Here is a 21,620-nt window from a genome sequence, read left to right as displayed (position 1 = left end):
TTACATATTGGATTGGAGAGGCAATGGACGGGACATAATAACATCAATCGAGAAAGGAGGATGGAAATGGGTCAACAGCATCAGTTTAAATCTGGTAATAAGGCACCTAATAATGGTGTTTATATCGAAATCGGTGAGACCGGTAGTATGGTGAAAGATCCTTTAAAGATAAAGCTTAAAGCAGGAGACGTCTTTCCGGATAACTCGAACCATAACCGTGTTTGGACGTACCAAAGAAAGCCGTAAGCAATTGACTAAGAGTCCATATGAATAAGTCTTTAGAGGCATGTGTCATGCCTCTTTTTTCTTTATAATAAAAAACAATTAAGTTCCAATTTTCAAATAAATAGTATGAAAAAAAGAAAGATTAAGGTAAAATATGTAAAAATAGTATAAGGTTGAAAGGATTTGTGTGATGGAAAAGATGAATCTCAGTGAAAGTGTTTGGAATAAACGCTTCACCTCATTGTTCATATCAAGACTCATAAAAAATACAGGAGAAAGTTTTGCTTTTACATCCGTTCTTTGGTTATTGATTTTAAGAGGGGATGGAGCGCTCGGTACCGGACTTCTTCTAGCAGTGACAGTTCTTCCTTCATCATTGTTGGCCCCAATACTAGGACCTCTTATGAAAAGACATCATTTATCTAAATGGATGTTTGCTTCAGATGTCATTCGAGCAACCATTGTACTCATTATTCCACTACTGCATTTTTCGCACATATTGCCTCTATGGTTATTGATCTCATTAATGGTTATTCAATCGGCAACAGGTGCAGCATATAACCCGGCTTCTGTGGCCATCCTGCCGCAGATTGTTCCAAAGCATCTCATTCAAAAAGCAAATGCGATCCTGCAATCATCTTTTGAAATTGTCGCACTTGCTGCGGTGATGGTCGCTGGTCTTTTGGTCAAATTAATTGGCCCTGCAGATACGCTCCTAATCACCACTGCTTTATTTATCATATCGGGCTTGTTCATTATTGGCGTTAAACTCCAAAAGTCAGATGCAGAAAAAGCAGCAGACATTAAACAAGCAAAGAATACATATCTGTATAACTTAAAAAGAGGCTTTCTAGTCGTTAAAAATCATCATATTTTATTTGCACTGACCCTTTATTGTATTTTAATGAATGTCGCCGCAGCTCCGTGGCAGGCATTATCCGCTGTATATGTAGCAGAAGCGCTGCAAAGTGATTCAATGGTGTATTCCATTTTAAGAGGTGTCGCTGCAGTCGGTGCGTTTATGATGGGCTTTGCACTGGCGAAGGTGAAAATCAAAAGATTCGGCTTGTTCTTTATTGTCGCAGGCATGATTGAAGGTGCTGCATTCTTTATCACTGGAATGAGTACATGGCTTCCAGTCGTTCTTCTAGCTTCCTTTATTTTTGGTGCAGCCGTCAGTGCAATCAATGTCCCAGAGATGGTCATTATTCAAACGTCTGTTGACCAAGAAGATCAGCCGCAAGTATATGCCGTGATCAATGCGTCATCAAATGTCTTTCTCCCGCTTGCAGCCGTCATATCGGGCGTCCTGGCAGAACGCTTTGGAGCAGGACCTGTCATTGCGGGGGGTGGTGTGCTTGAAATTTTATCGGGCATCGCGATCTTCCTGTTCACAGGGCTTGCGAAAAGCCATTTGTCAGCAGACAAACAGAAGTCCGAAACGGTTGAGGTGTAACTCAAAAACCCCCTGTAATTGACGGCAGGGGGTTTTAGCGTGCGCTCTCAACTTCTGGTCATCATTCTGAAAAAAAGAAAAAGAGCTAATCTCAAATCATTAGCTCTTTTCCAGGAATATTAAGAATGTTCTGTTGAACTTTCTGTTTCTTTCATTGGACTTACTTCAGCAAAGATGAATAAAATAACCGTAAACACTATGGCAAGAATGGAAGTTAACGTAAAATCATAAGCAGCTCCATTCATAGATGAAACGATGTAACCAGCCATATGTGTCAGCAGAAAAGTCCAAATGAGGGTGATAATGTAATGCATTATTCCACCGTCCTTTATGTAACAATCTATTGACTATCATACCATAGATACGAGTTCAGAGAAAAGACTGTTTTCCGCCTTTATGTGACCATTTTGAGACCTTCTACTATAAAAATAAAAAGAATTCTTCTGTCTTTAGGGGATTTCCTTATTCCTACAAGAGTTGTTGTTCATATCATAGAAAGCAGAATCACTGAAAGGAGGCTGGCCATATGGGTGTAAGCGAACGTTTTTTCCAGCTTGGTTCCCAGTGGAACGTCATTCACCTTCCTCAAAAACCAAATGGCTTTGGCATTCTAATCCTCGGTGACCGAAATCACTTTGTGCAGGAAAATACATCATTCTGGCTTCAGCATTACGGAAGAAACCAGCTATTAACTGCTTTAAAGGATGAAGGATATACATTGTTTAATAGTCATCTTCATGGGAATCACTGGGGATGTGAAGATGCTGTTTTTAGTGCGAAACAGCTTGTTCATCACACATTAAAACAAGAAATATTAAACCGGGAAATTCATGTGCTGGCAGAGGGAATGGGCGCACTTGTCGCCATGAGTCTTGCCGAAGAAATGCCAGAAGTGCTAAGGTCTATAGCCATGATGAATCCATGTTTACACCTGCAAGCACAAAGAGAAAGAGAAAAGGAACACAAATTCTTCTACAAACAGTTCATGAAAGAACTCGCACAGAGCTATGGGTGCTCTGCAAAGGAAGCAGAAACGTATCCACTTCCTTCTTGCCCCGTTCATTCAGCTCATGTACCGATTCATATATGGCAGAGACTAAACGGCGCACCGTATGCCTATGAACTACATGCAAAGCCTTTTATTGATCAACATATGATGAATCCAGACCATTGTCAGATGGACCTTACCTTGCATATGTTTGATCATCCAAGAAGAATCTTTCAGTCCATTCACAAGTTTTATAAATCGCATGAAAGAGAATTGTAATGAATAGGATGATAACAGCCCTTCATGGAAAGGGCTCTTCTTTTTATTCGATATGCTAAAAAAGGGGACATGAACATGGAAACAGGACTGATCATAGGTGCAGATGAATTTTTTGGACTGACACTTTGTGAATATATGATGAAAGAGGGCATACAAGTGGATATCACATATCCTAAGGAGCAGTCAGAGGAGCAAAAAATGTTATTAGAAGAGCGGATGATGTGGCTCGGCCGCAATGATCTTGTCCGCGTTATTGATGGTCAAGATAGGAAAGAGGCATATGACCTGATCTTTTTTCAATCAGATGATTCAATGAACAGAGAGACAGACCTCGAAGCGAAGCATGGCATATACCGCTTGTTTTACGAAGAACCCGAAAGCCATTCGCATGAACAAAGCGTTTCGGCTGTTATCCTTCCACGCATGTTTGGTCCGTGGACACTCCATGAAGAGAGACGAATAAAGGACGATCACGCATTTTTTGTAGAAGATGTCGCAAAGGAGCTTTTAAAGTGGGCACGCACTGATCAAAGGCAGGAAATGATCCATCAATTGAATGTAGAAAGACAAACAGGTGACAAACAAGCAGAAGAAATCATAGCAGAATGGAAAAGACAAAACTCAACATTTTTCGACAAAAAGCAAGAATGATCTTCCATCTTATCTTTTTTCAGTATAAAATAAACCTATATTTAACATACAGGTTCATGCCTGCGTGTTGCAAAGGGAGTTGAACATGGCATGAAGTACCAGCGGCTTGTCATGATCTTTTCGTTCCTTCTTCTTATGCTATCTGCCTGCTCACAGGCGCCGTTAAAAGGACATATTGAGAAGGTGGGTTTACTCGTCCCCGATACGATTAATGATCAAGTTTGGGGAACGAAAGGTTATAAAGGCTTATTAAATATCCAATCAACATTTGGTGTAGATGTTTATTATAAGGAAGGGATGGTCGACAAGGAGAAAATCGTTGATGCCATTGAAGAATTTCATAAAAAAGGGGTCAATTTGATTATTGGCCATGGCAATGAATACAGCGAAATTTTCAACTTGATCAGTGAAGATTATCCGAAAACACAATTTATCACGGTCAATGGAGGCAAGCCTCAAGCTGATAATGTCACAAACGTCACGTTTAAAGGAGAAGCAATGGGCTTTTTCGGAGGCATGACAGCAGCACATATGTCCAAAACAAAAAAGATTGGTATTCTGGCTACATATGATTGGCAAAGTGAAGTAGACGGTTTTATCAAAGGTGCAAAATATCAGGACGAACATGTGCAAGTCCTAGCGGAATTTGTCGAAAATTGGGATGATGCTGACAAAGCCGTGAACCTCTATCAAAAATTGAAAAAACAAGGTGTAGATGTTGTGTATCCAGCAGGTGATGGTTATAATATCCCTGTCATTGAACAAATCAAAACCGACAATTTATCTGCGATCGGATATGTCACTGATCAATCCAACCTTGGAAGCCATACGGTGTTAACTAGCACTGTACAGCATGTCGATAAAGCGTACAGTATCATTGCGAAGAAGTTTAATGAAGGCAAGCTAAACGAACAAGGTGAGTACTCCTTTGACTTTAAAGAAGGAGTGATCGAAATGGGGAAATTTAGCTCAACCATAGACCGCGCTTTTGTGAAAGACATTGAGAAGGATATTGCGAATTACAAAAAAACAGGCAAATTGCCAAATGAAAAGTGAGGACGTTGAACATGCAACACGAAAAATCGATGGAGTTTTTACAAATTGCGATGAAGTATTTTCCACAAGCAAAAGAAGAATTAGATAAAGCAGGGATTCAGCTTGATCCAGAAGCACTTCAGCCGCTTCTCTCTTTGTTTACATCTGTCATGCAAGAGGCATATGAGCTTGGAAAAGCAGATGCAGCATCAGAAAAAGCCACAGAATAGTGGCTTTTTTTTTTATGATAATTTTTTCTTGAAGGCACTAATCATAGGGCCGACATCTTTAAACACAGGCTTCAGCTCATCGATGGAGTTCATAATGTTTCCAATTTGATTCATGACATGCATGTAGTCAATGGAGTCATCACTTGAAGAAGTCTCTGCACGCTCTTCCTTTTTTTCTGTCTTGCTTTTCTCCTTTTCAAGCGGCTGACCAAACATCATTGCTGAGAAAATATCCTTTTGCGCCATATCACATGTTCCTTTCTACTATTGGTATATCATTAATCTATGAAAAAAGTGAGAGGAAAGGTTAGACGTTTGTATTGCCAAGGAGAAAAAAATAAGGTAAAATTAGTACCAGATACTAATATAAGATCACAATATCACATGCTCGTATGAGTAAAAGGAGTCTTATTCAATGAATGCTGGAATTATTGGCCTTGGCCGCTATATACCTGAAAAAGTATTAACAAATCGTGATTTAGAAAAAATGGTTGAAACTTCTGACGAGTGGATTCGTACTAGAACAGGTATAGAAGAAAGAAGAATTGCATCTGATGATGTCAATACATCTCATATGGCGCTTGCTGCTGCAAAAAAAGCATTAGCTGACGCAGATGTGGCTGCAGAAGATATTGATATGATTCTTGTAGCGACAGTTACGCCAGATCAAGCATTTCCGACAGTCGCTTGTATGATTCAAGAGCAGCTCGGTGCACATAAAGCATGTGCAATGGATATTAGCGCTGCCTGCGCTGGCTTTATGTATGGGCTTGTTACTGGAAAACAATTTATCGAATCTGGCACTTACAAACATGTGCTTGTCGTTGGTGTAGAAAAGCTTTCTCGCATTACCGACTGGGATGACCGCAACACAGCTGTTTTGTTTGGAGATGGAGCAGGTGCTGCTGTACTAGGAACAGTCAGCGAAGGCAAGGGAATTCTATCATTTGAGCTTGGAGCCGATGGAAGAGGCGGGAAGCACTTGTACTTAGATGAAAAAGATCATACAATCATGAATGGAAGAGAAGTATTTAAATTTGCTGTGAGACAAATGGGCGAGTCAAGTGTAAACGTGATTGAAAAAGCTGGACTATCAAAAGAAGACGTAGACTTCTTGATTCCGCATCAAGCAAACATTCGCATTATGGAAGCGGCACGCGAACGCTTAGAGCTGCCAGTTGAAAAAATGTCGAAAACAGTCCATAAATATGGAAACACATCAGCAGCATCCATTCCAATTTCACTATGTGAAGAAATCGAAGCCGGAAAAATTCATGACGGCGATGTGATTGTAATGGTTGGTTTTGGTGGAGGATTAACGTGGGGCGCAATCGCTATGCGATGGGGCCGATAAAAGAGTGGGGTGCACAAATTAATGGATAAGAAACGAGTAGTTGTTACAGGATTAGGTGCTTTGACACCTCTTGGCAACGATGTAAAGACAACATGGAAAAATGCTGTAGCAGGTGTATCAGGTGTTGGCCCGATCACACGTGTTGATTCAAGTGAATATACAGCAAAAGTAGCAGCAGAACTAAAAGATTTTAACATCGAAGATTACATGGAGAAAAAAGAAGCGAGAAAGATGGCACGCTTCACACAATATGCAGTCGTTGCTGCTCAAAAGGCTTTAGAAGATTCACGCCTCGAAATTACAGATGAAAACGCACCTCGTGTTGGGGTATGGGTTGGATCTGGTATTGGCGGACTTGAAACATTCGAAGAGCAATTCGAAGTGTATTCAAATAAAGGAGCAAGACGCGTAAGCCCGTTCTTCGTTCCAATGATGATTCCAGATATGGCGACAGGTCAAATTTCGATTGCACTTGGCGCAAAAGGGGTTAACTCTTGTACAGTGACAGCATGTGCGACAGGAACAAACTCCATTGGTGATGCCTTTAAAGTGATTCAGCGCGGAGATGCAGATGCGATGATTACAGGTGGAACAGAAGCACCATTAACGAAAATGTCGTTTGCTGGTTTCTGTGCAAACAAAGCCCTTTCGACAAATCCTGATCCAGATACAGCAAGTCGTCCATTTGATAAAAACCGTGACGGATTTGTTATGGGTGAGGGAGCGGGAATTGTTGTTCTTGAAGAATTAGAGCATGCGTTAAAACGTGGTGCGACCATTTATGCAGAAATCGTTGGCTACGGTTCAACTGGAGATGCATACCATATCACAGCACCTGCTCCAAACGGAGAAGGCGGCGTACGTGCAATGAAAGAAGCAATTCGTGATGCAGGTTTAACAGTGGAAGAAATTGATTATATCAATGCCCACGGAACAAGCACACCGTATAATGATAAGTTTGAAACAATGGCGATTAAAGAAGTGTTCGGAGAGCATGCGAATCAGCTTGCGATCAGTTCGACAAAATCAATGACAGGTCATTTACTTGGTGCAGCAGGCGGAGTAGAAGCGATTTTCTCTGTTCTGGCGATTAAAGACAGTGTCATTCCGCCAACGATTAACCTTGAAACACCAGATGAAGAATGTGATCTTGATTATGTAGCAAATGAAGCACGTTCAAAAGAAGTACAAGTTGCATTGAGCAACTCACTTGGTTTTGGCGGGCACAATGCGACAATTATCTTCAAAAAATACGAAGCGTAATATGTCTTAAGAAGGCGGCGATCTATAAACAGATCGCCGCCTTTTTGCATATGATGAAAATGGAGGTGTTCAGCGGTATGGGTCTGATCAATACACAATATCTCATCCAACAATCATCATCATTTCAGGAACTGGCGGCACGTTTTGTCCCTTATTTTAAAGGAGCGGAGAAAAAAGAAGGATCATCTATTCTCGCCCATTTACAACATCACGGAATGGTGCGATCATGGAACGCCTGCCAGGAAATGATCGACAAGCTCAAAGAAAAAGGGTATTTCAAGCTTGTGATGAAAGAATACAAAGCGCTGCAAAAAAAGTGGGGAGGTCCTGATGTCCCCGTCTTTATTTTGCCTGTTAATGAGAGCAGCAAAGAGATCAGAGAACAATTTTACTTTCAATCCGGCATGGCATTTGATGACAAAATCTTTCTTTTTTTATCCCCGCATACACCGAAGGATCGAATCGGTACGTTGCTGACGCATGAATATCATCATGTATGCAGGTTGCATTTTCTCACGAAAGAAGAAAAAGATTTTACATTCCTTGATACAATCATGATGGAGGGGCTCGCTGAATATGCTGTGTATCATAGATATGGAGAAAGCTATACAGCAAAGTGGACGACTTTATATGACGAATCGCAGCTGCAGCGCATGTACAAGAAATGGGTATCCAGTCACCTTTATCAGAAAGTGCAGGACGACGAAAGGCTGATACAGAATCTCCTTTATGGAAAAGGGAACTACCCCAAAATGCTTGGCTATGCCACTGGATTTTATATCGTGAAAAAGTATTTCGATGAGCACCGAATCAGCGAGGAGTCTATGATTGCGGAGCCAGCGGAAACGTTTTTAAAGGCGATAGAATCATAAAGACAATCATTCACAAAAAAAGTGACATATTACAATTTTACTAAATAATTCTTGATTTCGTCATGCTGATGTAATAATATACAAATATAAATTTTGATAATTCTTTTTATTCTAAAAAGACAGATTTTTTGGATCCGGTTCATTTAATCTATGGAGAAAGGGGCGAATGCATGAGCACACTGCTTGAAGTGCAAAACTTAAAAACCTATTTTTTTCGAAAAAAAGAACCAATACCTGCTGTTGATGGCGTTGATTTTAGTATCAAAAAAGGGGAAACAGTCGCATTAGTCGGTGAGTCTGGGTCTGGTAAAAGTATTACGTCTTTATCCATCATGGGTCTGATTAATGGGACTGGTGGGAAGATTATGGATGGTTCCATTAAGCTTGATGGAAAAGACCTTGTTACATATAGTGAAAAGGAATTGTGCAATATTCGCGGTAATGATGTATCCATGATCTTTCAGGAACCCATGACCTCACTTAATCCCGTCTTAACCATCGGGGAACAAATAACAGAAATCCTCATTTACCACAAAAAACTTTCAAAAAAAGAAGCGACCAAAAAAGCGATTGATTTGCTAAAGCTTGTAGGCTTTTCAAGGCCAGAACAAATCATCAAAGATTACCCGCACCGTTTATCCGGCGGTATGCGTCAACGAGTCATGATCGCCATTGCGCTAAGCTGTGATCCGAAGCTCCTCATTGCGGATGAGCCGACTACTGCTCTCGATGTGACCATACAAGCCCAGGTGCTGACCTTAATGAAAGATTTATGTTCGACCTTTGGTACATCTATACTTCTCATTACGCATGATTTAGGTGTTGTGTCGGAAGTAGCAGACCGCGTCATTGTCATGTACTGCGGACAGGTTGTTGAAAATGGAACCGTTGAAGAGTTGTTTGATGAGCCGCTTCACCCATACACAGAAGGACTGCTTGAATCCATTCCAGTCATTGACGGAGACATTCAGCCATTAACGGCGATAAAAGGAAATGTCCCTGCGCCAGATCAGCTTCCGACAGGATGCCGTTTTGCACCTAGATGCCCGAAAGTAATGGAACGCTGCATAGGTGAATTGCCCAAACTGACAACCTTTGAAAATGGTAGAAGCGTCAGGTGTTTCTTATATGAGGAGGCAAGCCAAACATGACACTTGCTGAAAATCAACCATACATGACAGATCGATCTGAGAAAGAAACCATCCTGGAATTAAAAAATATACGAAAACACTTTCCGATTAAAGCTGGGGTGCTGCAAAAGAAAGTAGGAGCAGTCAAAGCGGTTGACGGCATCGACTTAAACATTTATAAAGGCGAAACGTTAGGCATCGTTGGAGAGTCTGGATGCGGTAAATCCACATTAGGACGGACGATGATTCGTTTATATGAACCAACAGAAGGACAAATTCTATTTAAAGGGCAAGATATCTCTCATGTATCTGAATCAAAACTAAGACAATCAACAAGGAAAAACATCCAAATGGTTTTTCAAGATCCCTTTGCATCACTCAACCCTAGAAAAACACTTCGAAGTATCATCAAAGAACCCTACAAAACACATCACTTATATTCCTTAAAAGAAAGAAATGAAAAAGTAGAACAGCTTTTATCCAAAGTCGGCCTTCACCCAAGTTTTGCGAATCGATACCCGCACGAATTCTCCGGCGGACAAAGGCAGCGGATCGGTATCGCTCGTGCACTTGCCATGAATCCTGAAATGATCATAGCAGATGAGCCTGTTTCAGCGCTTGACGTCTCCATTCAGGCGCAGGTCATCAATTTGATGGAAGAGCTTCAAGAAGAGTTTGACCTCACCTATCTCTTTATCTCTCACGATCTCAGTGTGGTCCGCCACATTAGTGATCGAGTGGGCGTCATGTATCTTGGCAAAATGATGGAACTTGCAGATAAGCATAGCCTGTACGATGATCCGCTTCATCCGTATACACAGGCGCTTTTATCTTCCGTTCCAGTCACCCGTAAAAAAGGTCAGATGAAAAGGGAACGGATTATGCTGCAAGGGGATTTACCAAGCCCTGCAAATCCGCCAAAAGGCTGTGTGTTTCATACAAGATGCCCGCATGCGAAAGAAGTCTGTAAAGAAAAAGTACCACAATTTCAAGAATTAAAAACGAACCACTTTGTGGCCTGCCACCTCTACGACGCTTGATCACGCTTGTATGATCTCATCTTTGAGAGGGGGGATAAAACGGGCTTCTGTCATCATTTTTTAAAAAAGATAGGGGGAATTGTCTATGAAAGATAGAAAGAGAAAGTCCATTTTGGTCAGTTTGCTGCTGATCTTTACATTGATCCTTGCTGCTTGTTCTGGTGGAAATAAAACGTCTGGAGACAGTGAAAAGAAATCCACAGGTAAACCTGTACAAGGCGGCGATCTTGTCATTGGTTCGATTGCAGAGCCTACATTATTTAACTCACTTTACTCAACAGACGTGGCAAGTTCTGATATTGAAGAAAGAATCTATAGCTTTTTACTGCAAACAGATGGAAAGTTAAACCCACAGCTGGCGTTGGCAGAAGATATTAAAGAATCCGATGACGGCAAACAGTTTGATGTGACCATTAGAAAAGGCGTGAAGTTTCATGATGGAGAAGAACTGACTGCTGATGATGTTGTGTTTACATACAGCATTCCGATCAATAAGGATTACAATGGTGAGCGTGGATCAGGCTTTGAAGTATTAGAGTCTGTCAAAAAAACAGGGGACTATTCGGTCGAATTTAAGCTGAATAAAAAAGATCCATATTTTTATAATGTCACGCTAGGAAGCTATGGGATTTTACCAAAGCATATTTTAGGTGATGTCCCTATAAAGGATCTTGGCGAAAATGAATTTAACCGAAAAAATCCAATCGGCTCCGGTCCATTTAAATTTGCCGAGTGGAAAGAAGGAGACTATGTCAAACTCGAAGCATTTGATGACTATTGGGATGGACGGCCATACCTTGATACAGTCACCATTAAAACGATTCCTGATCAAAATGCAGCCATGGCTCAGCTATCCGCAGGTGATATTGATTTCTTTGCAGTGCCTGGAGCAGAACTGCAAACAGCTGAAAAAGTTAGTAACATCAAAATTGAATCTGATCTAGGGCTAAATTATTCATATATTGGCTGGAATCAGAAAAACGAACTGTTCAAAAGTAAAAAAGTCCGTCAAGCTCTTACCCATGCTATTGATCGTCAAACGATTGTCGATCAAGTGTTAAATGGAGACGGGAAAGTAGCCAACATCCCAGAAAGCCCGCTGTCATGGAACTACCCTAAAAATGAAAATGTCCCAGTATTTGAATTTGATCAAGAAAAAGCGAAAAAGATGCTGAAAGAAGAAGGCTGGGAGGATACAGATGGAGATGGTTATCTGGATAAGGACGGTAAGAAGTTCTCCTTCGTCTTGAAGACGAACCAAGGAAACAAAGTCCGTGAAGATATTGCTGTCGTTGTCCAGCAGCAGCTCAAAGAAATTGGCATTGAAGCAAAACCGCAAATTGTAGAATTTAGTGCATTAATCGAACAAACAACCCCGCCAAAATGGGATTATGATGCGTTATTACTCGGCTGGAGCTTAGCGACATTCCCTGACCAATACAGCATTTTCCATTCGAGTCAGTCTGAAAAAGGCTTAAATAACATTTGGTATAAAAATGAAGAAGTCGATAAACTGCTAGTTGATGCCAAAAACTTGAGTGATCGTAAAGAGTATTCAAAGGCGTATGAAAAAATTTATGAGCTGATTGCAGAAGACCAGCCGTATACGTTCCTTTATTATGCCAACTCACATCGCGCGATGCCATCTAATCTACAAGGCTACTCTTACCACCCGAAAGATGAATATTACAAAATCGAAAAATGGTGGATTGAACAGTAGTCTGCTAGTGAAGAAGGGGAGGGGTCTCCCCTTTTTTCATCATAGTATGGCCATCCGATGAAAAAGGAGTTGTGCATATGGTTACATATATCATTAGAAGGACACTTCTTTCCATCCCAATTTTGTTTGGTATTACGATTTTGTCCTTTGCGATTATGAAAGCAGCACCAGGCGATCCGATGTCACTCATGATGGACCCGACCATTAGTGCCGCAGACCGGGAAGCCTTTATTGATAAGTACGGCTTGAACGATCCTGAATATGTGCAATATATGAAATGGCTCGGCAATATGCTTCAAGGTGACTTTGGCACATCCATTGTAAAAAAAGGAACGCCCGTGTCGGATTTGATTTTTGCCCGGCTGCCAAATACCCTCATCCTCATGATCTTTTCTACATTAGTTGCCCTGATCATTGCCATCCCATTTGGTGTTCTTTCAGCAAAACGTCCGTATACAAAACTTGACTATGGTATTACGGTTACATCATTTATCGGACTGGCTATTCCGAATTTCTGGTTTGGTTTGATCCTGATTATGGTGTTATCAGTGAATTTAGGATGGTTTCCGACCGGGGGTGTCTCTACCTTAAATGCAGATTTTAATCTATTTGACCGGCTTCATCATATTATTTTACCGGCCTTTGTTTTAGCAACAGCTGATATGGCCGGCCTTACACGATATACAAGGTCAAGTATGCTCGATGTGATGCGGCAGGATTACATTCGCACGGCGCGAGCGAAAGGTTTTAGAGAGAACAAAGTCATCTTCAAACATGGATTGAGAAACGGTCTGATGCCTGTTATTACGATCTTTGGACTCATGATTCCATCCTTTATTGGCGGCGCAGTCGTGGTGGAACAAATCTTCACATGGCCAGGGCTTGGGAAACTGTTTATCGATTCTGCTTTTTCAAGAGATTATCCCGTCATTATGGCGATGACTGTTATCTCTGCTGTGCTCGTGGTCGTTGGAAACTTAATAGCGGATATTCTCTATGCGATCGTTGATCCGCGTATTGAATATTAGAAGGGAGCTGAAGCACAATTGGCACAACCTAATATGGGAACACCTCCAGTTGATCTCAAATTAAAAGAAGGCCTTCCGCCAAAACCAGAGACGATGCTTCGTTTATTTTGCGAGAAATTTTTCAAAAATAAATTGGCGGTTGCCGGCTCCGCTATTTTATTGGTCATTATCTTTTCCGCTATTTTCGCCCCGGTGATCGCACCTTACGCACCGGAACAGCAAGACTTGTTGAAACGGCTACAGCCTCCAAGTGCAGAGCATTTTATGGGAACTGACAAGTTTGGTCGAGATATTTTTTCAAGGGTGCTATACGGAGCGAGGGTGTCTCTATTAGTTGGCTTTGTCTCAGTAGTCGGAGCCATCACCATTGGTACCGTCATTGGGGCGGTAGCGGGATACTTTAAAGGCTTTGTTGATTCTGTGCTCATGAGAATGGTGGATGTCGTATTGTCTATTCCAGATATTTTTCTCTTGATCACGCTAGTGACAATTTTTAAACCGGGTATTGATAAATTGATTTTAATCTTTGCACTGACTGGCTGGACAACAACCGCCAGGCTGATCCGCAGTGAATTCTTGTCACTTCGCACAAGAGAATTCGTACTCGCAGCAAGAACGATCGGAACGAAAAACCATGTCATCATCTTTTCGCATATTTTACCGAACTGTATCGGCCCTATCATTGTGTCTGCTACATTGAAAGTCGGTTCTGTTATTCTAGCTGAGTCGACACTTAGCTATCTAGGGTTCGGCATCCAGCCTCCAACGGCGAGCTGGGGAAACATGCTTCAAGATGCACAAAATTTCTCCATAATGGTGCAAGCATGGTGGTATCCACTGTTCCCAGGTTTACTGATTCTACTTACCGTTTTATGCTTTAACTTCTTAGGTGATGGACTGAGAGATGCTCTTGATCCTAAAAAGCTAAAATAAGGTTCTGCTTATAGAAGATCGTGAAAGGACTCTGCGAGATGTTCTCCTTTTCCCAGGAAATAAAGCCGTCCTTCCGTCAGGGCGAAGTTTTAATAAAGTTGGAATAATTTCTCTATCCCTTGCCCATACTGTGGACAACAGTTTTTAAAAAGTGAGGGATTGGTTATGTTATTTCTTCATGACGTATGGGTGAATTGGTTTGAAGGGGAAGAGAATGGCTATAATGTGTGTCATTTTCATGAGTGGCGCAAGGAGGACAGCGTGGAGCTGTTAGATCAAGTACCTTTACTCAAGGTGCAGAGTCCTTTGTTTGATTACATAGAGAATGATCTATCAGAGCTGCCAAAGACGCTGCTAGAGACTGTATTTGAGAAATCATATATTCGAAAAAATCATGAACGCCGTAAATTAGAGTATTGCTTTGTGGTCACGGACGGGATAAGAATCATCGCTGTGGATACGATTGGTTATTCCATCCCTGTGAGAAAGAGCCGATTGATTCCAAGACAGGAGCAATTGGTCTATGAAATGGTGAAAGATGTGAAGGCAGAGGAGTATGAATTCACGACAGACAGCCTTGAATCGACGAAAGAATATCACATCCTATCATTACCACCGCAGCATATCAGCGGATTAACGAGAAAAGAAAGACAGCTGAAGCAGCTGATGTTTATGGCGCTAGATCAACTAAAGGGGCTTCAAAACCGAGCAGAAATTGCCTATTGGTATACAGAATGGAATCCGCGCATGTACAACCAGATCAAACGAATGTCTTTCGAGGAAATTTGGAACATGCTTTATAACGAAACCATTGATGGATGGTCAGAAAACCATTTAGCCTTTTGTGAAAAAATGATTAAAGGACAGCCATTTTTTGAAAAACTTTGGGAAATGGAAAACGAATCAAAAGTGAATTAGAAAAAGCTTGCAGCTGAATATGCTGCAAGCTTGTTTTATTTGCGTTTCCGGCCAAGACCCATTGCATTCTCCATTTTTTTCAGCATTTTGTTTGCCGCACGGTTTGCCTTTTCAGCACCCTCATCTAAAATGCGATCAAGCTCATCTGACTCAATGAGTTCATAATAGCGATCTTGAATTGGTTTTAACGCATCCACGACCACGTTCGCAAGATCTCCCTTGAATTCACCATAACCTTTGCCTTCGTATTTTTGTTCAAGCTCTGCAATCGATACGTTCCCTAATACAGAATAAATCGTCAGCAAGTTGGCTATTCCAGGTTTGTTTTCTTTGTCATATTTGACGATGCCTTCTGAATCAGTCACAGCACTTTTGATTTTCTTTTCAAGCTGTTTTGGCTCATCTAATAAGGTAATGAAAGATTTTTGGTTCGGATCAGATTTGCTCATCTTTTTCGTTGGGTCTGTTAAAGACATAATCCGAGCGCCTTCTTTTGGAATTTTGACTTCAGGTACAGTAAAGATGTCGTTATACTTTCGGTTAAAGCGTTCAGCAAGCGTTCTCGTTAATTCAAGATGCTGCTTTTGATCTTCTCCTACAGGAACCAAGTCCGTACCGTATAATAAAATATCGCCAGCCATTAATGGCGGATACGTTAATAGTCCTGAAACGACTGCTTCCTTACCAGCAGATTTGTCCTTAAATTGAGTCATTCTTTCTAATTCCCCAATATAAGCGACACATTGCAGCATCCATCCTGCCTGGGCGTGGGCAGGTACCTCTGATTGGATAAACAATGTTGCCTTCTCAGGATCAAGTCCCACTGCCAAATAAAGAGCGGCTAAGCTTCTAATATTTTGTCGAAGGGCTAAACGATCCTGACTCACCGTAATGGCATGCTGATCGACCACACAAAAGTAGCCGTTGTAATCATGCTGAAGATCGACAAATTGCTTCATCGCTCCAATGTAGTTCCCCAATGTCACAGAACCGCTAGGCTGAATGCCTGAGAAAATCGTCTTTTTTGTCATACTAAAACCTCTTTTCTTCAATATAAAAAGGCCCATCCATCACTTTTCAACAGAAAAGGGACGAATGAACCGTGGTACCACCCTTGTTATTTCAATACGAAATCACTCAAGACGTTGATATCGGAGACTGCTCCGTCTAAGCCTACTGACTCTGTCAAGTGTTCGGTTAGCTGCTCCAAAGCCCATTCCATACATGCCATTATCTGCTTGCACCGACCGCAGACTCTCTGTAAATGGTGAATATATGTACTCTTCTTTTTCATCGCAACAGTATGTCTTTCTATTATAAAGGATGACCATGAAAAAGTCACGAAGCCTATTTGTGACCTTCTCATCATGTCGTTTGACACTTAAAATTTTAGATAAAATAGTAACTATCTGTCAGAATTTTTTAAAAAAGGATGATTAATTATATGTATAAAACATTATTCCTGCTGAATTTGTTAAATTATTTTAATCAATTTACGCTTTAATTTGTTGAAGTGATTGAGACTTTAGTTTATAAAAATCAATCTTTATCCCCATTTACGTTTTTTAAAAATATGTGAAATTGATATTGCAATAAATTATTCTATTCATTATAATGAATTTGTTCACACGTTTGTGCTAGGCTCTTTACATAGTGAAAATTCAGAAAAAACAAAAGAAATAGAAAGTAAGCTATTCAGGGACTTTTTTACGCTATTTCTTAAATCTGAATCTCATCTTCTATCGAGACCTTTGAACTAAAAACATATTATAAGGGGGAATACAGTTGAAAAAGCGTTGGTCTGTTGTTACTTTAATGCTTATTTTCACACTTGTATTAAGCGCTTGTGGTTTCAGCGGAAACAAATCAGGCGACAGCACGAGCAGTTCTGGAGAGGCTAAAACAACATTAAATGTGAATATCTCCACTGAGCCTTTTTCTCTACATCCGGGATTGGCAAATGATTCAACTTCAGGAAGTGTCATCCGTCAGACTTTTGAGGGATTAACAAGAATTAACGCTGAAGGTAAGCCAGAAAACGCAATGGCTTCTGATATCAAAACAAGTGATGATGGTAAAACTTACACATTCACACTTCGTGATGCAAAATGGTCTAATGGTGACCCTGTCACAGCACAAGACTTCGAATATGCTTGGAAATGGGCATTAGATCCTAAAAATGAATCTCAATATGCTTACCAGCTTTATTATATTAAAGGTGCTGAAGCTGCTAACAAAGGGGAAGCAAAAGTTTCTGATGTTGGCATTAAAGCAAAAGACGACAAAACGCTTGTAGTTGAGCTAGAGAACCCAACACCGTTCTTTACTGAACTAACTGCATTCTATACGTATATGCCAGTCAACAAAAAAGTGGCTGAAAAGAATAAAAACTGGTACACAAATGCTGGTGAAAACTACGTATCTAATGGACCATTCGTTCTTTCTAAATGGAAACACGGCGGTTCTATCACACTTGAAAAGAACAATGAATACTGGGATAAAGACACTGTGAAATTGAAAAAGATTAACATGTCTATGATCAAAGATACAAACACTGAACTTAGCATGTTCAAAAAAGGCGAACTTGACTGGGCTGGTTCTCCAACTGGAAGCCTTCCAACTGAGTCTTTAAAAACGTTGAAAAAAGAAGGCGGTCTTGAAATTCAAACGATCGCTGGTATCTATAACTACAAATTCAATACAAAAGTAAAACCTTTAAACAATGCGAACATCCGTAAAGCCCTTGCTTACTCAATCAACCGTCAAGCAATCGTTGACAAAATTACGCAAGGTGAACAAGTTCCAGCGATGGCAATCGTTCCTCCAACAATGGAAGGATTCACGGATAACAAAACTGGTTACTTCAAAGATCATGATGTAGCGACTGCTAAAGAACTTCTTGAAAAAGGTGCGAAAGAATTAGGTTATAAGTCAGTTTCTGATCTTCCAACATTGAAATTGTCTTACAACACAGATGAAGGCCACCAAAAGATTGCACAAGCAATTCAAGAAATGTGGAAAAAAGATTTAGGTGTGAACGTTGAACTTGATAACTCTGAGTGGAACGTATACATCGATAAAATCCACAGTGGAGACTACCAAATCGGACGTATGGGCTGGTTAGGAGACTTCAACGATCCAGTGAACTTCCTTGAGCTTTACAAAGATAAAGACGGTGGAAACAATGACACTGGATGGGAAAGCAAAGAGTACAAACAATTATTGAATGATTCTGCAAAAGAAACAGACAAAACAAAGCGTGAAGAAATGCTGAAAAAAGCAGAAAAAATCATCATCGACGATATGCCTGTAGCGCCTATTTACTTCTACACTCAACTTTGGGTACAAGATCCAAAACTTAAAGGTGTGGTTGTATCTGGACTTGGTGATGTTCAATACAAATGGGCACATTTCGAAAAGTAAGAGTTATAGTGTAAGAGATCTACGGCAAGGATCTTAAGGTATATGGAGGATGTCTCTCCATATACCTTTCTTGCTGATTAGAGAAATTGTTGTAAAATCATGGAGGTGCAATTCCGTTGCTTAAATATATCGGTAAGCGATTAATATATATTTTAATCACACTGTTTGTTATTGTAACTGCAACTTTCTTTCTCATGCAGGCAGCACCTGGTGGTCCATTCTCTGGAGAGAAGAAACTTCCTGCTGAAATTGAAGCAAACCTAAACGAGCACTACGGGTTGGACAAACCCTTATTTGTTCAATACGTGAGCTACCTAGGTTCAGTTGCAAAATTAGATTTTGGTCCCTCATTTAAATATAAAGGACAAACTGTTAATGATTTAATCAGTTCTGGATTCCCCGTTTCCTTTACCCTCGGAATTGAGGCAATTCTCCTCGCATTAGCATTTGGTGTATTGTTTGGGGTCCTTGCAGCGCTCTATCATAACAAGTGGCAAGACTATACGATTGCCATTTTAACGATCTTTGGAATCTCAGTTCCAAGTTTCATCTTAGCGGCGCTATTACAATATGTATTTGCATCTGAGGCAAGCTTTTTAGCGATCTTCCCAGTTGCAGGATGGGAGTCTTGGGCAAGCACCGTACTACCTTCTATTGCACTTTCCTTCATGCCAATGGCATTTATCGCTAGACTTGCACGGTCAAGTATGCTTGAAGTATTAAATAGTGACTACATTAGAACGGCTAGAGCAAAAGGATTAACAAAATCAGCTGTGACGATCAAACACGCCATTCGAAACGCATTGTTACCTGTTATCACATACATGGGACCAATGGCTGCTTCAGTGTTAACAGGTAGTTTTGTCGTGGAGAAGATTTTTGGTATTCCTGGTCTTGGCTCTCACTTTGTTACAAGCATTACAAACCGTGATTACACCGTCATCATGGGTGTCACAGTCTTCTACAGTATTATTCTATTAGTCAGTATTCTAGTTGTTGACGTCCTCTACGGTATTATTGATCCTAGAATTAAACTGACGAAGGCGAAGAAAGGGGTCTAACACATGGAAGAGATGAGAAAAGATTTATTTGTGCCTGCGACAGCTGACGCAGCAGAATCTGAAAAAATTTCTAAACCTAGTCTATCTTTATGGAAGGATGCCATGCTTCGCTTCCGTGCAAATAAACTTGCAATGGTTGGACTTGCAATTATTTTCATTATTGTGATTCTGGCCATTTTCGTTCCAGTGTTCTCGAAATATGATTATTCAACGACAGATTTGCTTAATGCAGATCAGCCGCCATCAAAAGAGCATTGGTTTGGTACAGATGATCTAGGCCGAGACATGTTTGTTCGTACATGGGTAGGGGCAAGAATTTCGATCTTCATCGGTCTTGCTGCAGCAGTTCTTGACGTGATCATCGGGATCATCTGGGGAAGTATTGCTGCGTTCAAAGGCGGCCGTACAGATGAAGTCATGATGCGTATCGCAGACGTTTTATGGGCAATTCCAACACTATTAATGGTTATTTTAATGATGGTGGTTCTGCCAAAAGGATTATTAACGATTATCCTTGCTATGACAGTCGTAGGCTGGATTAACATGGCACGTATCGTTAGGGGACAAGTTTTACAATTAAAGAGCCAAGAATACGTTCTTGCAGCACAAACATTAGGTGCAAAAACATCTAGACTTTTATTTAAACACTTGATTCCAAACTCAATGGGACCCATTCTTGTCACAATGACATTAACGATTCCTTCTGCTATTTTCACAGAAGCATTCTTAAGCTATCTAGGGCTTGGTGTACCGGCTCCATTAGCTAGCTGGGGAACAATGGCTTCTGATGGAATTCCGGCCATGACGTATTATCCATGGAGATTATGGTTCCCAGCCGCATTTATCTGTATTACAATGTTTGGTTTTAACGTGGTTGGAGACGGACTAAGAGACGCTTTAGATCCGAAGTTGCGTAAATAAGGAGTGATTAGGATGGAACGTGAACGTATTCTAGAGGTGAAAGACCTTGCAATCTCATTTAAAACATATGGTGGAGAGGTTCAAGCCATTCGTGGTGTGAACTTCCACTTAAATAAAGGCGAGACACTTGCTATTGTAGGTGAATCTGGTTCTGGAAAAAGTGTAACATCACAGGCCATCATGAGATTAATCCCGATGCCGCCAGGTTATTTCAAGCGCGGAGAGATTTTATTTGATGGGCAGGATATTGTCAAGAAAACGGAAAAGCAAATGCAAACCATTCGAGGAAAAGACATTTCGATGATCTTCCAAGATCCGATGACTTCTTTGAACCCAACCATGAAGGTCGGGAAACAAATTACAGAAGTACTTTTCAAGCATGAACAAATCTCAAAAGAAGCGGCTGAAAAAAGAGCCATTGAACTTTTAGAGCTTGTTGGGATTCCAATGCCTGAAAAAAGAATCAAACAATATCCGCATGAATTTAGTGGCGGGATGAGACAAAGGGTTGTCATCGCGATGGCACTTGCAGCTGATCCAAAGCTATTGATTGCTGATGAGCCAACGACTGCACTTGATGTAACCATTCAGGCGCAAATCTTAGAATTAATGAAAGAAATTCAGCAAAAAGTCGAAACATCTATTATCTTTATTACCCATGATTTAGGTGTTGTGGCCAATGTTGCTGATCGTGTAGCCGTTATGTATGCTGGACAGATTGTGGAGACAGGGACTGTTGATGAAATTTTCTACAATCCGAAACATCCATATACATGGGGACTTTTAGCATCTATGCCAAGCCTAGACACTGATGGAGGAGCTGAAGGGAAACTAACGGCGATTCCAGGAACACCACCAGATTTAACAAACCCGCCGAAAGGAGATGCATTTGCACTCCGGAGCGATTATGCAATGAAAATTGACTTTGAACAAGAACCACCAATGTTCAAAGTATCAGATACGCATTATGTGAAATCATGGCTACTTCATCCGAATGCCCCTAAAGTTGAACCGCCTGCTTCCGTAAAGGCGAGAATGCGTGAACTAGAAGGTAGCTACGAAAAACCTGTATTAGTAAAAGAGGGTGAATAGC

General features: G+C 40.8%; 22 protein-coding genes and 1 other annotated feature. Of the genes, 19 read left to right on the top strand and 3 right to left on the bottom strand.

All coding sequences use genetic code 11. The features are described 5' to 3' along the window. Positions 1-66 precede the first annotated feature (66 nt). Together M2369_RS14745 and M2369_RS14740 are read left to right on the top strand one after the other, a co-directional pair. On the top strand, positions 67-246 hold the full coding sequence (locus tag M2369_RS14745; protein ID WP_008348517.1) for a YjzC family protein: 180 nt from the start codon (positions 67-69) through the stop codon (positions 244-246). Positions 247-415: 169 nt separating this feature from the next. Beyond that, positions 416-1,681: an MFS transporter gene (locus tag M2369_RS14740; protein ID WP_007499050.1), complete on the top strand. Its 1,266-nt coding sequence runs from the start codon at positions 416-418 to the stop codon at positions 1,679-1,681. Positions 1,682-1,800: 119 nt separating this feature from the next. Here M2369_RS14740 and M2369_RS14735 read toward each other — a convergent pair whose 3' ends face one another. After that, positions 1,801-1,995 carry a YjzD family protein gene (locus M2369_RS14735; protein WP_024720055.1) on the bottom strand — a complete coding sequence of 65 codons (195 nt, stop codon included), beginning with the start codon at positions 1,993-1,995 and terminating at the stop codon, positions 1,801-1,803. Positions 1,996-2,207: 212 nt separating this feature from the next. Between M2369_RS14735 and M2369_RS14730 the strand changes: the two genes are divergently transcribed. The 4 genes from M2369_RS14730 (at position 2,208) to M2369_RS14715 (ending at position 4,864) form a co-directional block, all read left to right on the top strand. After that, a complete protein-coding gene (locus M2369_RS14730; RefSeq protein WP_007499048.1) occupies positions 2,208-2,948 on the top strand; it encodes a hypothetical protein in 741 nt (246 codons plus the stop codon). A 75-nt stretch (positions 2,949-3,023) separates the two neighbouring features. Continuing rightward, positions 3,024-3,599 (top strand): nad binding enzyme, encoded by a 576-nt coding sequence (locus M2369_RS14725; protein WP_259254769.1) that lies wholly within the window; start codon positions 3,024-3,026, stop codon positions 3,597-3,599. Positions 3,600-3,689: 90 nt separating this feature from the next. Next, the gene (locus tag M2369_RS14720; protein WP_017360174.1) at positions 3,690-4,655 is read left to right on the top strand and encodes a BMP family ABC transporter substrate-binding protein; all 966 of its coding nucleotides are present in this window, start codon (positions 3,690-3,692) and stop codon (positions 4,653-4,655) included. Positions 4,656-4,666: 11 nt separating this feature from the next. Continuing rightward, on the top strand, positions 4,667-4,864 hold the full coding sequence (locus tag M2369_RS14715) for a ComZ family protein (protein WP_024720057.1): 198 nt from the start codon (positions 4,667-4,669) through the stop codon (positions 4,862-4,864). Positions 4,865-4,876: 12 nt separating this feature from the next. Here the strand turns inward: M2369_RS14715 and M2369_RS14710 are convergent, their stop codons facing one another. After that, complete coding sequence (locus M2369_RS14710) at positions 4,877-5,110, bottom strand: hypothetical protein (RefSeq protein WP_008348506.1); 234 nt, start codon at positions 5,108-5,110, stop codon at positions 4,877-4,879. Positions 5,111-5,279: 169 nt separating this feature from the next. Here M2369_RS14710 and M2369_RS14705 point away from each other — a divergent pair, with 169 nt between their 5' ends. The 9 genes from M2369_RS14705 to M2369_RS14665 all read left to right on the top strand — a co-directional run bounded on the left by M2369_RS14705 (position 5,280) and on the right by M2369_RS14665 (position 15,122). Beyond that, positions 5,280-6,218, top strand: a complete 939-nt coding sequence (locus tag M2369_RS14705; protein WP_024720058.1) for a beta-ketoacyl-ACP synthase III — start codon at positions 5,280-5,282, stop codon at positions 6,216-6,218. Positions 6,219-6,239: 21 nt separating this feature from the next. Continuing rightward, positions 6,240-7,481 (top strand): beta-ketoacyl-ACP synthase II, encoded by a 1,242-nt coding sequence (fabF, locus tag M2369_RS14700; RefSeq protein ID WP_259254766.1) that lies wholly within the window; start codon positions 6,240-6,242, stop codon positions 7,479-7,481. A gap of 77 nt (positions 7,482-7,558) precedes the next feature. Then, positions 7,559-8,353, top strand: coding sequence for a DUF2268 domain-containing putative Zn-dependent protease (locus tag M2369_RS14695; RefSeq protein ID WP_041507466.1), 795 nt, complete (start codon positions 7,559-7,561; stop codon positions 8,351-8,353). 170 nt (positions 8,354-8,523) lie between these two features. Further along, positions 8,524-9,504: an ABC transporter ATP-binding protein gene (locus tag M2369_RS14690; RefSeq protein ID WP_024720060.1), complete on the top strand. Its 981-nt coding sequence runs from the start codon at positions 8,524-8,526 to the stop codon at positions 9,502-9,504. 23 nt (positions 9,505-9,527) lie between these two features. After that, complete coding sequence (locus tag M2369_RS14685) at positions 9,528-10,523, top strand: ABC transporter ATP-binding protein (protein ID WP_024720061.1); 996 nt, start codon at positions 9,528-9,530, stop codon at positions 10,521-10,523. A gap of 85 nt (positions 10,524-10,608) precedes the next feature. Continuing rightward, the gene (locus M2369_RS14680) at positions 10,609-12,243 is read left to right on the top strand and encodes a peptide-binding protein (RefSeq protein WP_025207149.1); all 1,635 of its coding nucleotides are present in this window, start codon (positions 10,609-10,611) and stop codon (positions 12,241-12,243) included. A gap of 77 nt (positions 12,244-12,320) precedes the next feature. Further along, entirely contained in the window at positions 12,321-13,271 is a 951-nt protein-coding gene (locus tag M2369_RS14675; protein WP_008348492.1) for an ABC transporter permease, read from the top strand. A 33-nt stretch (positions 13,272-13,304) separates the two neighbouring features. Next, the gene (gene opp4C, locus M2369_RS14670) at positions 13,305-14,204 is read left to right on the top strand and encodes an oligopeptide ABC transporter permease (RefSeq protein WP_008348491.1); all 900 of its coding nucleotides are present in this window, start codon (positions 13,305-13,307) and stop codon (positions 14,202-14,204) included. Between the two features lie 165 nt (positions 14,205-14,369). Next, the gene (locus tag M2369_RS14665) at positions 14,370-15,122 is read left to right on the top strand and encodes a YjbA family protein (RefSeq protein WP_017367012.1); all 753 of its coding nucleotides are present in this window, start codon (positions 14,370-14,372) and stop codon (positions 15,120-15,122) included. A gap of 35 nt (positions 15,123-15,157) precedes the next feature. Here M2369_RS14665 and trpS read toward each other — a convergent pair whose 3' ends face one another. Beyond that, the gene (trpS, locus tag M2369_RS14660) at positions 15,158-16,153 is read right to left on the bottom strand and encodes a tryptophan--tRNA ligase (RefSeq protein WP_008348488.1); all 996 of its coding nucleotides are present in this window, start codon (positions 16,151-16,153) and stop codon (positions 15,158-15,160) included. A 53-nt stretch (positions 16,154-16,206) separates the two neighbouring features. After that, positions 16,207-16,425, bottom strand: a binding site (T-box leader). 482 nt (positions 16,426-16,907) lie between these two features. Between trpS and M2369_RS14655 the strand changes: the two genes are divergently transcribed. The 4 genes from M2369_RS14655 to M2369_RS14640 all read left to right on the top strand — a co-directional run bounded on the left by M2369_RS14655 (position 16,908) and on the right by M2369_RS14640 (position 21,619). Further along, entirely contained in the window at positions 16,908-18,545 is a 1,638-nt protein-coding gene (locus M2369_RS14655) for a peptide ABC transporter substrate-binding protein (RefSeq protein ID WP_007499024.1), read from the top strand. 116 nt (positions 18,546-18,661) lie between these two features. Further along, positions 18,662-19,606 carry an ABC transporter permease gene (locus tag M2369_RS14650; protein ID WP_007499022.1) on the top strand — a complete coding sequence of 315 codons (945 nt, stop codon included), beginning with the start codon at positions 18,662-18,664 and terminating at the stop codon, positions 19,604-19,606. 3 nt (positions 19,607-19,609) lie between these two features. Next, positions 19,610-20,527, top strand: coding sequence for an ABC transporter permease (locus tag M2369_RS14645; protein ID WP_017360167.1), 918 nt, complete (start codon positions 19,610-19,612; stop codon positions 20,525-20,527). A gap of 12 nt (positions 20,528-20,539) precedes the next feature. Next, on the top strand, positions 20,540-21,619 hold the full coding sequence (locus tag M2369_RS14640) for an ABC transporter ATP-binding protein (protein WP_007499018.1): 1,080 nt from the start codon (positions 20,540-20,542) through the stop codon (positions 21,617-21,619). The last annotated feature ends 1 nt before the right edge of the window (position 21,620 follow it).

Origin of the sequence: Bacillus sp. JUb11, assembly GCF_024807925.1 — a bacterium.
In the GTDB taxonomy this organism is placed as follows: Bacteria; Bacillota; Bacilli; order Bacillales; family Bacillaceae; genus Bacillus; species Bacillus altitudinis.
The sequence above is the reverse complement of the archived record's forward strand: the minus strand, read 5'-3'. Positions and strand labels throughout refer to the sequence as shown.

What these genes read in the sequence shown, in the direction of transcription:
- opp4C (WP_008348491.1), top strand. Translation starts at nt 13,305, where the DNA reads ATGGGAACACCTCCAGTTGATCTCAAATTAAAAGAAGGCCTTCCGCCA.
- M2369_RS14735 (WP_024720055.1), bottom strand. Translation starts at nt 1,995, where the DNA reads ATGCATTACATTATCACCCTCATTTGGACTTTTCTGCTGACACATATG.
- M2369_RS14640 (WP_007499018.1), top strand. Translation starts at nt 20,540, where the DNA reads ATGGAACGTGAACGTATTCTAGAGGTGAAAGACCTTGCAATCTCATTT.
- M2369_RS14740 (WP_007499050.1), top strand. Translation starts at nt 416, where the DNA reads ATGGAAAAGATGAATCTCAGTGAAAGTGTTTGGAATAAACGCTTCACC.
- trpS (WP_008348488.1), bottom strand. Translation starts at nt 16,153, where the DNA reads ATGACAAAAAAGACGATTTTCTCAGGCATTCAGCCTAGCGGTTCTGTG.
- fabF (WP_259254766.1), top strand. Translation starts at nt 6,240, where the DNA reads ATGGATAAGAAACGAGTAGTTGTTACAGGATTAGGTGCTTTGACACCT.
- M2369_RS14695 (WP_041507466.1), top strand. Translation starts at nt 7,559, where the DNA reads ATGGGTCTGATCAATACACAATATCTCATCCAACAATCATCATCATTT.
- M2369_RS14720 (WP_017360174.1), top strand. Translation starts at nt 3,690, where the DNA reads ATGAAGTACCAGCGGCTTGTCATGATCTTTTCGTTCCTTCTTCTTATG.
- M2369_RS14665 (WP_017367012.1), top strand. Translation starts at nt 14,370, where the DNA reads ATGTTATTTCTTCATGACGTATGGGTGAATTGGTTTGAAGGGGAAGAG.
- M2369_RS14725 (WP_259254769.1), top strand. Translation starts at nt 3,024, where the DNA reads ATGGAAACAGGACTGATCATAGGTGCAGATGAATTTTTTGGACTGACA.
- M2369_RS14715 (WP_024720057.1), top strand. Translation starts at nt 4,667, where the DNA reads ATGCAACACGAAAAATCGATGGAGTTTTTACAAATTGCGATGAAGTAT.
- M2369_RS14710 (WP_008348506.1), bottom strand. Translation starts at nt 5,110, where the DNA reads ATGGCGCAAAAGGATATTTTCTCAGCAATGATGTTTGGTCAGCCGCTT.
- M2369_RS14730 (WP_007499048.1), top strand. Translation starts at nt 2,208, where the DNA reads ATGGGTGTAAGCGAACGTTTTTTCCAGCTTGGTTCCCAGTGGAACGTC.
- M2369_RS14745 (WP_008348517.1), top strand. Translation starts at nt 67, where the DNA reads ATGGGTCAACAGCATCAGTTTAAATCTGGTAATAAGGCACCTAATAAT.
- M2369_RS14690 (WP_024720060.1), top strand. Translation starts at nt 8,524, where the DNA reads ATGAGCACACTGCTTGAAGTGCAAAACTTAAAAACCTATTTTTTTCGA.
- M2369_RS14705 (WP_024720058.1), top strand. Translation starts at nt 5,280, where the DNA reads ATGAATGCTGGAATTATTGGCCTTGGCCGCTATATACCTGAAAAAGTA.
- M2369_RS14685 (WP_024720061.1), top strand. Translation starts at nt 9,528, where the DNA reads ATGACAGATCGATCTGAGAAAGAAACCATCCTGGAATTAAAAAATATA.
- M2369_RS14675 (WP_008348492.1), top strand. Translation starts at nt 12,321, where the DNA reads ATGGTTACATATATCATTAGAAGGACACTTCTTTCCATCCCAATTTTG.
- M2369_RS14680 (WP_025207149.1), top strand. Translation starts at nt 10,609, where the DNA reads ATGAAAGATAGAAAGAGAAAGTCCATTTTGGTCAGTTTGCTGCTGATC.
- M2369_RS14645 (WP_017360167.1), top strand. Translation starts at nt 19,610, where the DNA reads ATGGAAGAGATGAGAAAAGATTTATTTGTGCCTGCGACAGCTGACGCA.